Source organism: Bacteroidota bacterium, from assembly GCA_016721765.1.
Lineage (GTDB): Bacteria > Bacteroidota > Bacteroidia > UBA4408 > UBA4408 > UBA4408.
Window position 1 is genome coordinate 1 of sequence record JADKHO010000001.1, and the last position, 11,567, is coordinate 11,567.

The following is an 11,567-nucleotide window of genomic DNA, read 5'->3' on the forward strand; positions in this document are numbered from 1 at the left end:
ACTATGAGTTTCTTGGCAATTTTAATTACAGCTACTCCTTTACTGTAACCAAGAACAATATAGCTATAAACCATCCCTTTAACTTTACACCAATTCCATTTGATACTATAACTGTAGATATTAATTATTAAACTTAAACACTTCGAAATGAAAAAAAAACTTACCCAAGTGATTTTTGGATTGTTAATCCAATTAATTGCAAGTACATGCCTATTTGCCCAATCTGATAGCATTACTCATTTTTTAAATAAAAGTGGAATGCAAAGTAATCTACTTTTTCCTGTTTTTGATTCTGTTTTTGACGGGCATTATAATGGAAATGACAATAGACCGACTAAAAATTTTACACACTTTCAATTTTGGGTGATATACTGAGTTTCTCACTAAGCCCTATTGCAATTCCAACATGATACTATTGTTAAGAGGGCATCATATGAAATACAAGTCAACAATAGAATTCAGATACTTATAATAAATTGTAAATACGATAAGTTGAAATCAAATGCAATTACCGATAGTCTTATTTCTGTAGTTAATGGAAAATTCTATGATGTGTTTCCTAGAAACTCAGATCCCTTTGAACAAGGAATTATTTTTAGTGCTGCTCCCCTAAAGGAAAAATTGTTGGAGGGAAATGTAAAATTTTACTTAAGCCGAGATTTCTTCATTAGCAACCAACCAGACCCAGCACAAATTGAAATTGATTTCGATGATGGTGTTGGCTATCGAATTGTAAATTTTGGTAATGAAATTCTAATAAATTATTCAAATAACAATACTAAAAATATTAGAGTTAAATTAATAAATTCTAATGGTACAAACTTAAAAGCTTCTGCCACTTCTTCGATTGAATATTGTATCGGAGCTTATGATGCATTAACAAACCCAAATGGATATCCTCCTATTGACGAAAATATTGCTGTTTCGTCAATGATTCCATACTTTGGAGCAAACTATGAATATCCTGTATCCTTACCATTTTGCCATTTTCACAAATTTCTCATGCTTCAGGCTTTGGCTTTGCAAATGTTTATATAGCTTAGGAGTCGGACATCCTAAAGGTCAGTTAGTAAAAGCCATTTGTATTTGTGGAAGGTTGATTTTGGTGCAGAGACATCAATGAGCGATGGGAACAAGATTATTCGAAACAGGGATATTGGCTGGTGTGAGTTTTGGGGTAGAAGTTATGACCAAGCGGATGCAACAAATTACTTGAAGGGAAATATAGAGTTTATCCATTCTCTTGAGATTCTAAATGCTCTTTTAAATGAAGGATACTGATATTATGTTTGTTGACTTTTACGATGGCGCTGATTATATTCAACGCAGTGCTATAGTTATTGTGGAAATATTAAATACAATAAAAGCACGTCAAGCAAGCGGAGGATATGCTCATCAACCAACAGTAGTTTTGGGTGCAAGTATGGGAGGGCAAACAGCTCGTTACGCACTCGACTATATGGAGCAGCACAATCTTAAACATTGCGTTCGAAATTATATTTCCTTTGATTCTCCTCATAATGGTGCTAATATTCCGATTAGTCTACAACAATGGCTGGAATTTTTTGCACACAATGGTCGAAATGGTGGAAGCATTTCAGCACAGCAACAACTTATTAGAAAATTAAATAGACCAGCAACTCGCCAATTGCTTGTTAAGCATTACGATGATGGGAATAGTTATACTTTCACAGATAGGATTAATTATCAGGCTGAAATTGATGGAATGGGATTTCCTCAAAAATGCAGAAAAGTTGCAGTGGCCTGTGGAAGTAAGTTTGGGTCTGAACAGGATAATTTATCTGCGGGGCAGCAATTGTTAAAAACAGAATGGACGCCATCCCTATGTTTAAACACTACTTTTATGAAAGGTGATTGCTATGCAATTGACCAAAGTGGCAGCATGACTTTTTCACGGAAGGCATTTAAAACAGCTGCATTAGCTTGTTTTCCAGCAGGATTCCTAAATTCCGCTGCCGGCCTTGGCCCTAATCCATCAACAATACTTGCAGGCACTATGTCATGTGCTGCATGCGCAAGTGCTTCATTTTTATTTGATAGTAAAACAAAAATATGGCAGCTGGAAGTGAAAGTTGGGATAATGCACCAGGTGGCTGCAGGTACACTGCTGAACAAATAGCTGTTGAATACAACGCAACGGTTGCAGACCCCAGCTCATATGGCTTAGGGGGTTCAGCAGATGCTAATCCAACAGGTCAACCATCTAATCCTCATGAAAGTTTCATTCCAACAGTAAGTGCTTTGGGTATGTTCGGTAACCCAAGTTTAACTACTAATGTATCTTCAACTATTCAATTTGATAATCTACCAAGCCCTCAATATCCATTTGATGCTTATTATGCCTCATCAACAAATAAATTACATGTAGAATTAGAGTCAGGATTAACCGCAGGCAACTCAGCACCAGCCGGTAATATGGATTGGGCACATAAAGAAATATTAAATAGTGAGCCAACACTTCCGTTTTTATTGAATGCATCTTCACCCAATGCTGGCACCTATAATATGTGCCGCATCCAAAATCGATTCCTGACCAATTGCACTGTTGACAATGGTGGTTTTTTATTAATCAATAGAAATACAAATGCCGACTTCTCTTTTGCCACAAGTCCTATGCCTCCTGCAGGAGTTAATCCTCCAATTCAAGGTTCTACATTCGAAGTGCAAACCTGTGATTGTGGAGTAACTATTGATATTAAGGCTGGTGGAGTATTTATTTTAGGCGACGATGCGTTTTCCAATAAAGCAGTTGTTACTTTTCATAGTGGTGATAACTTATACTTAAGAAGCGGATCTCGCATTAAAATTGAAGATTACTCAAAATTGATTCTTGAACAAGGCGTAAACTTAATAATAGAACCGGGTGCCCAAATAATTCTTCAAGGAGAACATTCTTTATTTGATGTTCAGGGTATTTGCGATATAAATATTCCCACAAACGGAACCATTTTATTTGATAAGGGTTCAGCATCTACGGGCGGTGAAATGCATTTAAATACTGGCACATTTATTATTAATGGGAATGCTAATTTGACGAGCAATCAATGTAAAATAAAACTAAATGATTATGTTTTCAATTACCGTCAAAATGCTCACATTAATTTGAACGGAGAAGAATCTACCTTGCAATTTGGAGGTATAATTAATCTGCAACCTCAAGCTGGTTGCATTTTAGCGGAGATGGATATTTTGGATTTAAATTAAATTGGGTCGGTAATGGTGATATTAATTTACATGGAGACGCTATTAATTCAATAACACTACAAGGGAATGGTAAAACAGATAAAGTTGCAGAAGTGGTGGCACAGAGTTATGTAAAAGCCGATGATAATTTAAGTATTCAGGTTATTAAAGATGGCTTAATTGAGTTTGGAAGGGATGCAAGTTGGCTAATGGCATCAAGTTATCGTTTAGACAATTTAAAAGCCACAAGTATATCTGGGCAACATGGTGGTGGTGATGGTTTTGGGTTTGCGCAGTTCCTAACCATCATATTGAAAATGTAAATTTTGTTGCATTGAAAAATGGACTCAGTGCATATTTGATGTGGGGAACTGCTAAAACGTTACGTTTATACAATTGTACTTTTGAAAGATGTTTAAATGCTTTTAAGTTTGAAGATAAAGGGGTTATGCTGGAAAACATTCAATTTATTGACTGTCATTTCCCAATTACTGGTGTTAACTCGAGCACCCCAAATTATTTTACGAATATTGATATAAAAGATATGGGTGATAATTTCGATGAGGCCATAAAAATTTCATCAGCAGGAACATCAGCCACCTATATGAACAACTGTAATCTTCATAAAAGTCAATTTGGTTCATATAAAACAGGAATTTATTATGAGGGAACAAGTTGGTTAAATCTAAAATGCTGCAATATTACAGCCTCTACCAATTCGATGTACTTGTGGAATAATGTATCTTTAAATGTTAGTCCACTAATAAATAACCCGTCTGGCTATAGGTTTGGAGGTAATAACAGTTTCCGACAGAGGAAACAGTATAAACTTTACAACTACAAATCAAATTAATCTTGAAAATGGATACAATGATTTTACTGTAGACAACCCGATTCTAAATCAAGGCTCTGTCATGCTTGGAAGTATAAATACATATAGCATCAATTCCCTCACAGGACAAAAATTTATTCCCGCTCATAATAACAAATGGGTAGATGAGCCTTTACCGATTACAAAACCCAACTTACCAAGTAACCTGACATATATTGCATTGCTTGGTAATTCATTGACAGGGCGAATTAATATTATTGATGATTCTCCAAATTTTAATGTTTGTGCAGAAGGCCCGAGCCCAGACCCAATTAATTATTATGGGCTTGGCTTGCCAATTAACTATTGTCCAAAATGCCCTCCTGTTAAAAGCGAAAACTTCTGGAATACTCCTATGAACGATGCCTTGAAATCTGCTTTAACGTTATCTGTTGACGAATCGAATAGCGATAATTTTGTTAATTCATTTTCAATGTTTTATGATATTTTTAATAAATCAATTACATATGAAGAAAGTCGGATTAATTGGGAAACAGAATTTGCATATTTAAAACTAAAGGAATTATTTGGAGTATTAATAATAGAAGATAAAATTGCCAAAGTAGATGAAAGTAATGAGTATTGTGCAAAAATTTTAAAAGCAGAAAGTAGATTGATTGAATTGAGTAGAGAAAAGGATGATGACCTAAAGGAATTTTATTATTCAATAGATTTAGCAACAACATATAGATTGATTGGAGATTATGAAGCAGCCTTAAGAATTTTTGAATAGTTTGGCTCCATGCTTAAAATTAAAAGAAGAACAAATTAAATTTTTAAACAATTGGATTTCACAAATTGAAACGGAGCAATTACTTAAAAGTGGCGCAATTAGTCTTTTTGAATTTGATGATTACATAAAAATTCAATCTTCTGGCAATCGAGAATTCAAAACAATTGGCAATACCCAAGCGAATATAGATACGATTATTGAAACTTTTGTATCGCCAGTAGTGCCGCTTATCCACCAAACTGTTTATGATAACTTAGGTAATATTTATAGTGTTTCTTCTAACATGGATTCCGTTTCATTGAATTATCATATAACTAAAACTGACTCAACAAATTCAATAATTTGGGAACAAATTTTTGATGGTAAAAATGGTGGTGCTGACTCATCTTATGCAATTCTTATGGATGATAATAGTTTTTTATATGTAATTGGAAAAAGTTGGAACGGAATTGACTATGATGTTGTAACTTTAAAATATGATACTGCGGGGAATATGTATTGGAAAGCAATGTACAACGACATGGTAATCGGAAATGATGAGCCAATTGGTTTCGAAATAGATTCAACATTTCGCATGAAAGTATACGTCAAATCATCAAATGATTCTGTCCAACTTTTTAAAACAATATATTACTCCCAGTGTGACACAGCTTGTGCTCAAAACTACAGACTTAAAAAGGCCAATCAAGATAAAAGTTTAATTGTTATTGATGCCGATTTAACACTTCAGGTTTACCCAACACCGGCAAGTGACAAATTAAATGTTCTCTTAAAATCCAATAGTCACAGTGAAACTTTTTTAATGAAAATGTACGATATGACAGGGAAACTTGTTTTTAGCAGAAAAATCAATTACAAATACGTAATGGATATTTCAAACTTTAAAAAGGGTGTGTATCAGCTTGTAATTTCTGATAATTCACATTCATTAAGGCATAGAATTGTAATAGATTAATAAAAACTTCATTTATTGTAAAAGTAGATTTGACATTATTCAGTCTCTCACACAGAGCCCTTTTACATTAATTAAGAAACTACTGGCAAACTTTTGAATATCCTGAAGAGTTGCCAAGCCTTTAATATTAAATATTTCAGAGTTATTAATAATGACTTTTAGAATAAAATACATTTTGTTATTGATAAAGCTGAAAACAAACTAAATTATTGAAAAAGAAAACCGATAAAGCTTCAATGTGAGCAAAAATCTAACGAAAGAGCATCCAAAAGGTATCCAAATAGTATGTATAACTATCATGTTGCATCCAATTGCCATCCAAATAGTATCGAAATGGCATCAAAATGGTATCCAATTGCTATCGAAATTAATTGAAATTTGTATCTCCGAATTATCCGCAATGCATGAACTTCATCGATAATTCAGTTTATGGTTTAAAATTGTAGATTACAACGTAAATATCTTTGCCAATTGAGGAAATAATGGGCTTAATTCTGGTATTTTTTTCAAAATAATAAGAAAAATAGAGAGTGTAAAGTAGATTGTGTAAACAGCCTAGAGACGGCATCTGCTTTCAAAGATAATTAAAAACTGATACAGTATTATTCCCCAATCCTTGATTGATTTACCCCAAGCAAACTCGATGTTTTTTATGGATAAATAAATTGATTTTGTTGCGGCATTTTCATTTGGGAACTGGGTTTTAGTTTTGGTGTATTTTCTAATACCACGATTTAGATTTTCAATAGTATTTGTAGTGTAGATGAGCTTTCTAAGCTCCAGAGGATACTCAAAATAGGTGGTTAAATTATCCCAGTTTTCTTCCCATGAAGTGATTGCATATTTGTACTTGGCTTGCCATTTTATTTTAAATTTTTCGAGCTCATCTAAAGCAACTTTTCTGTTTATAGCGGTGTAAATATTTTTTAAGTCCAGGCAAAATTCTTTTCTATCCTTCCACACTACAAACTTGCAGCTATTGCGGATTTGATGCACTATGCAGAGTTGTGTTACAGCTTCAGGGAATACTGCTTTTATGGCCTGAGTAAAGCCCTTTAAGTTATCTGTACAGGCGATTAAAATATCCTCTACTCCACGCAGCTTTAGATCGGTGAGAACTGTCATCCAGAAGGCAGCTGATTCTGTTTTTTCAATCCAAAACCCAAGGACTTCTTTCATTCCATCTGGTGTAAGTCCAATAACAATGTAAACACATTTATTTATCACCTTTCCATCCTCTCTAATCTTGAGAACAACACCATCCATCCATACGGCAAAATAGACAGGTTCCAGAGGCCGCTGCTGCCACTCTTTGGCAGATATCATTATGCCTTCGGTGATATTGGAAACGGTGGTTTCACTAATTTGTAATCCATAAATATCTTCTACCTGCTTACGTACATCAGAAGTAGTCATACCCCGGCTATACATACCAATTATAGCATCTTCAATTTTGCTACTGATGGTTTGGCCTTTACTGATCACCTGAGGTTCAAACTCTCCGTTCCTGTCCCTTGGAATGTTTAATAGGACCTCCCCAACATTCTCGGTAGTGATTGTTTTTGGAAAAGAACCGTTCCTGCTATTACCAGTGTTATAGCCTTCCTTAGTATGTTTTGAATAGCCAAGATGCTCATCTAGCTCGGATTGAAGCATCTCTTCAATGCCCTGCTTGAAAACAGAATTAAAATATTCCTGAAAGGATTCCTTGTTCTTAAACTGCTTGAAAAAACCTTTGGGGAAGTGCTCACCCGGTTTCGTTTTGTTCTTGTCCATTGTATGATTTGTTTTAAAGTTACGTTAAAATCCAATACTGGCTGGCGCTCCGTTTCGCTACGCTCCACTCCGCGCCAGCCAGTATTGGGCGCACTCTAAAACTGTTTACACAATCTACTTTATACTACCGAAAAATATGGTAATTAATGAGTAATCAATCAGCTAAAATGAGTTATTGATTAGTTATTACTCGTTAAAATGAGTTAGTAATGAGTTATCATCTGCTAAAATGAGTTATCGATGTGTTATTATCACGAAAGAATGAGTTATTGATGAGTTATTATCACGAAAGAATGAGTTATTGATAAGTTATTATCACAAATGCATGAGTAATTGATAAGTAAAAATGTGTTTTGATGAAATATAATTCTATTAAAACGAGTTTATATTAAGTTATTAGTTAGCTAAAGTCATTGCAATATCAGTAATTCGGAAATTACTTAGCGCTATTGATTAGTAAAACCATCATTCCCTAAAGAAATACTTAAGTATCCTAAAGAAATTTATTGTTAGAATCAGTTTGCGATTAGCAATAGCCGAGAATAATTGATTCTTATTGTGGTAACATCATAAATGTTGGTTAGAATTATCTACTATTTTCTTTGATGTTAGCGGAATTATCATCAAAACTTTGGAAATATAATGAAAGAGGTCTGTAAATATTGTGTTTGTAATCTTTGTCAAGTGTTTTTATAAACTAACTGTAGCTCAACAACTTTGTAACCAAAATTAAAAACACAAAGCATAAACTTTTTAGTAAAATGTGTATACTTACATAAATTATATTTATTATTGTATTAAATATAATATTATTCATACCCAATATTTAACTAATGATGAATCAAAATATATCCATTGCTCCATTCTGGGGAGCTGAACCAACATTTTCTAATCTTGAAAAGCTTACAGATTTCCTGTTGGAAGAGAGATTTACAATTAAGGATTTGGGGGTGAGTTATACAAATATCACCTATTGGGATAAGCAAGGTATTTTAAGTTTTAACCGTAGCGCTGGGGGCAAATGGCGCAACTTCAATTTTATTGATTTTATGTGGATTAAGACTGTTGACGAATTAAGGGAAATAGGCATTTCAACAAAGCTCATTAAGGCAGCAAAAAAAAACTTGTTTCAACCATTTAACATGAAGCCTTATATGGAAAATATAAAAGCTAACCCTGATGAATTTGAAATAATTACTAAAAATTATTCTAAGGAGGAAAGGGAAAAATTGAAAAAGATCTATGCTCAAATAGAAAAGAAACCTACCAATAAAAAAATCACACAATTTTATTATGCGATAAATCATGCAATTCAATTAAACGAACAGATAAAGCTAGAAATCTTTAAAGATGGATCGGTAATAATTCATCCTTACCAAAATCTCAATACTCAGGAGGAGGTATTGAAGGTAATTAATGATTTACATATTAGTATTTCCTTAACGACTATCCTTAAAAACTTCCTGACTGGATATAGTGAACATATTACTCATGTGATGACAGAATTAAAAATTTTGCAACCCAATGAAATTAACCTGTTGGATTTGATTAACTCAGGTGAGTATGATTCCATCAAGGTGATTTTTAAGGACAAAAAAATGAAAGAGTTAGAGATGAGTAAAACACAAGATGCAAAATCCCAACTTATGGACATCATGAAGAAGGGGGCTTACCAAAACATTACGATTAAAAGTCACAAAGGTGTTGTTTCCCATATAGAGAATACTATTAAAGTAAAGCTATAATTGAATCTAATGAAATCAAAAAGAATATCACCTGCCACAAGCAGGATAATAAAAACGGTGCAGCCCCTGAATCACAGCTCAGACCTGTACCTTATTTGTTATTACAATGTCAAACCTAACTCTAAAAGAAAATGGTAGTAATCTAAAAAACAGAAAAGAAAATCTTCCCATACTGGGTAATTCAAAACTTTCACTCGCTGAATGCCGCAAAATTATTAATGATGGTGCAGTTAATTATACTGACGAAGAATTATTAAAATTGAGAGACTGGCTAGATAATTTGGCTGAAATAGCAATAGCCATTATTGAAAACACAGGAGTTAACGAAATGAATGAAATACTACAAAATTTAAAGAGGAAATAATTAATAAAAATCCCGCTCCGCATGTGCGGAGCGGTTAACTTATCAAGATGAAAAAAACAGCTATTCTTTATTCGAGAGTATCCACCGATGAGCAAAACAATGGTTACAGCCCTGCCGACCAAAAGGAAAGGCTGTATAAATATTGTGAGCAAAAAAATATTGAGGTGCTTGGATTTTACCACGATGATGAAAGTGGTAAATCATTCAACCGTCCAAAATGGCTAACTATTATGGACTACCTCAAGACTAACAAAAACTCGGTAGATTATATATTATTTATTAAATGGGATAGATTCTCTCGGGATGCAACTGAAACATACATCACCATTAAAGCACTCAGAAAATTAGGAGTTGAAGCACAAGCAATTGAGCAGCCACTTGATTTGGATATTCCTGAACAGAAATTAATGTTAGCATTGTATGTTGTATCTCCAGAAGTGGATAATGACAGACGTGCATTGAATGTAATTAGGGGAATGCGAAGGGCAAAAAAAGAAGGACGTTGGCTTGGCAATTCACCTTTCGGATATAAAAACACAAGAGACGATAAAAACAAACCAATTATTGTTCCTGAAGGAGGAAAAAATGAAGCACTTATTAAAAAAGCATTTCAGCAATTTTCAACGGGTGTTTACAATATTGAAGAGTTAAGGAGGATGCTAAGCAGTGAAGGGCTTAAACTCACAAAAAATGCTTTTGCCGCAGCTTTAAAAAACAAAACCTATATCGGTAAAATTTTTATTGCTAAATATAAAAATGAGTCTGCTCAATGGGTAGATGGGATTCACGATGCAATAATTGATGAAGTAACCTTTCATAAGGTGCAAGATATCTTAACAGGTCGTAAAAGAAATATGCCCAATAAAATTAGCACTTACAGAGATGAGTTACCCTTAAGGGGGCATTTAATTTGTCCTAAGTGTGGCAGAACACTTACAGGCTCAGGCTCTACTGGTCGTTCTGGAGATAAATTCTATTATTACCATTGCCTAAAAGGGTGTAAGGAGCGTATAAATGCCATTGATACAAACGCTGCATTTACACAAAAGCTTAAATCACTTAGACTCAATTCTCAAGAGATTAACATCTTCATGAAGAACCTTTCAAAAAGGTTAAAGGACAACTCAAGTAATAATAATACCGAGCGAATCAAAGTTGCCACAGATATTGAGAAGAATAAATTAAGATTGAAAAATGCCCAAATGCTTATGTTGGATGGTGATATTAGTTCTTTAGAATACCATGAAATGAAGACAAAATTTGAGCGGGAAATTATGGATTTATCTCAGGAACAAAACAAATTTAGCCCAGCACCCATTTCACACGATAAAATTATCGATACCTGCAAGAATGTTATTCTAAACCTTGATATTGCTTACGAGAAGGCAGATACCCAAATAAAACAGCGAATCATTGGTTCGATATTTCCAGAAAAATTCAAGTTTGAAAATAATCGAGTTCGAACCACAAAAGTGAATGAAGTGATTCTTAAACTTTGCGCTAGTATCAAGGATTCTGGAAGGAATAAAAAAGGGCAACAAACTTTTTTTGAGTTGTTGCCCTGTGAAGTGGGAACTACTGGGTTCGAACCAGTGACCCTCTGCTTGTAAGGCAGATGCTCTGAACCAGCTGAGCTAAGCTCCCAATTTTTTTCTTTGCTCTTGCATCTCTTGGGCTGATGCTTCCACCTATGGCAGATTGAGCTAAGCTCCCAATTAAATTTTTAACTAGTTGAGGTCCTAAACCCCTTATTTTTTTGGGAATGCAAATATAGATACTTTTTGTTTTGCTCAAAATTAATTTGAAAAAAAAATTATTTCTTTTCACTTAACCTCCTTTTTGCTATATATTTCAATGAGTTACAAATTTCGATTTTGCGGGTTTATTTAAATAGTACATAAATATTTGTGGATGATTAA

Annotated in this window: 12 protein-coding genes, 1 tRNA gene and 1 pseudogene; 12 read left to right on the top strand and 2 right to left on the bottom strand. The window is 33.9% G+C overall.

Going from position 1 to position 11,567, the window contains the following annotated elements; genetic code table 11:
- Positions 1–147: 147 nt before the first annotated feature.
- From IPP32_00005 to IPP32_00040, 8 genes are all read left to right on the top strand, one after another.
- Positions 148–375, top strand: coding sequence for a hypothetical protein (locus tag IPP32_00005; protein ID MBL0046474.1), 228 nt, complete (start codon positions 148–150; stop codon positions 373–375).
- 117 nt (positions 376–492) lie between these two features.
- The gene (locus tag IPP32_00010) at positions 493–1,038 is read left to right on the top strand and encodes a hypothetical protein (GenBank protein MBL0046475.1); all 546 of its coding nucleotides are present in this window, start codon (positions 493–495) and stop codon (positions 1,036–1,038) included.
- A gap of 229 nt (positions 1,039–1,267) precedes the next feature.
- Positions 1,268–2,140: a hypothetical protein gene (locus IPP32_00015; protein ID MBL0046476.1), complete on the top strand. Its 873-nt coding sequence runs from the start codon at positions 1,268–1,270 to the stop codon at positions 2,138–2,140.
- On the top strand, positions 2,074–3,225 hold the full coding sequence (locus tag IPP32_00020; GenBank protein MBL0046477.1) for a hypothetical protein: 1,152 nt from the start codon (positions 2,074–2,076) through the stop codon (positions 3,223–3,225). The genes IPP32_00015 and IPP32_00020 overlap by 67 nt, the downstream gene beginning before the upstream one ends.
- Positions 3,186–3,527, top strand: a complete 342-nt coding sequence (locus tag IPP32_00025) for a hypothetical protein (protein ID MBL0046478.1) — start codon at positions 3,186–3,188, stop codon at positions 3,525–3,527. Before IPP32_00020 ends, IPP32_00025 begins: the two co-directional genes overlap by 40 nt.
- Before the next feature lie 11 nt (positions 3,528–3,538).
- Positions 3,539–4,057 carry a hypothetical protein gene (locus tag IPP32_00030; protein MBL0046479.1) on the top strand — a complete coding sequence of 173 codons (519 nt, stop codon included), beginning with the start codon at positions 3,539–3,541 and terminating at the stop codon, positions 4,055–4,057.
- A complete protein-coding gene (locus IPP32_00035) occupies positions 3,993–4,808 on the top strand; it encodes a hypothetical protein (GenBank protein MBL0046480.1) in 816 nt (271 codons plus the stop codon). Before IPP32_00030 ends, IPP32_00035 begins: the two co-directional genes overlap by 65 nt.
- A 1-nt stretch (position 4,809) precedes the next feature.
- On the top strand, positions 4,810–5,763 hold the full coding sequence (locus IPP32_00040) for a T9SS type A sorting domain-containing protein (protein ID MBL0046481.1): 954 nt from the start codon (positions 4,810–4,812) through the stop codon (positions 5,761–5,763).
- A 555-nt stretch (positions 5,764–6,318) separates the two neighbouring features.
- Here IPP32_00040 and IPP32_00045 read toward each other — a convergent pair.
- Positions 6,319–7,539 carry an IS256 family transposase gene (locus IPP32_00045; protein MBL0046482.1) on the bottom strand — a complete coding sequence of 407 codons (1,221 nt, stop codon included), beginning with the start codon at positions 7,537–7,539 and terminating at the stop codon, positions 6,319–6,321.
- 833 nt (positions 7,540–8,372) lie between these two features.
- Here IPP32_00045 and IPP32_00050 point away from each other — a divergent pair.
- The 4 genes and pseudogenes from IPP32_00050 (at position 8,373) to IPP32_00065 (ending at position 11,258) form a co-directional block, all read left to right on the top strand.
- Positions 8,373–9,284: a MerR family transcriptional regulator gene (locus IPP32_00050; protein ID MBL0046483.1), complete on the top strand. Its 912-nt coding sequence runs from the start codon at positions 8,373–8,375 to the stop codon at positions 9,282–9,284.
- 106 nt (positions 9,285–9,390) lie between these two features.
- A complete protein-coding gene (locus IPP32_00055; GenBank protein ID MBL0046484.1) occupies positions 9,391–9,648 on the top strand; it encodes a hypothetical protein in 258 nt (85 codons plus the stop codon).
- 47 nt (positions 9,649–9,695) lie between these two features.
- Positions 9,696–10,154, top strand: a pseudogene (locus IPP32_00060) (recombinase family protein).
- A gap of 348 nt (positions 10,155–10,502) precedes the next feature.
- Positions 10,503–11,258, top strand: coding sequence for a recombinase zinc beta ribbon domain-containing protein (locus IPP32_00065; protein ID MBL0046485.1), 756 nt, complete (start codon positions 10,503–10,505; stop codon positions 11,256–11,258).
- Here the strand turns inward: IPP32_00065 and IPP32_00070 are convergent.
- Positions 11,218–11,292 (bottom strand) — tRNA-Val (locus IPP32_00070). The two genes, IPP32_00065 and IPP32_00070, sit on opposite strands and share 41 nt — an antisense overlap.
- Between the last annotated feature and the right edge of the window lie 275 nt (positions 11,293–11,567).

Excerpts from the sequence above, each read along its gene's own strand:
- IPP32_00005 (MBL0046474.1), top strand. The coding sequence starts at position 148 with ATGAAAAAAAAACTTACCCAAGTGATTTTTGGATTGTTAATCCAATTA.
- IPP32_00015 (MBL0046476.1), top strand. The coding sequence starts at position 1,268 with ATGAAGGATACTGATATTATGTTTGTTGACTTTTACGATGGCGCTGAT.
- IPP32_00020 (MBL0046477.1), top strand. The coding sequence starts at position 2,074 with ATGGCAGCTGGAAGTGAAAGTTGGGATAATGCACCAGGTGGCTGCAGG.
- IPP32_00045 (MBL0046482.1), bottom strand. The coding sequence starts at position 7,539 with ATGGACAAGAACAAAACGAAACCGGGTGAGCACTTCCCCAAAGGTTTT.
- IPP32_00050 (MBL0046483.1), top strand. The coding sequence starts at position 8,373 with ATGATGAATCAAAATATATCCATTGCTCCATTCTGGGGAGCTGAACCA.
- IPP32_00055 (MBL0046484.1), top strand. The coding sequence starts at position 9,391 with ATGTCAAACCTAACTCTAAAAGAAAATGGTAGTAATCTAAAAAACAGA.
- IPP32_00065 (MBL0046485.1), top strand. The coding sequence starts at position 10,503 with ATGCCCAATAAAATTAGCACTTACAGAGATGAGTTACCCTTAAGGGGG.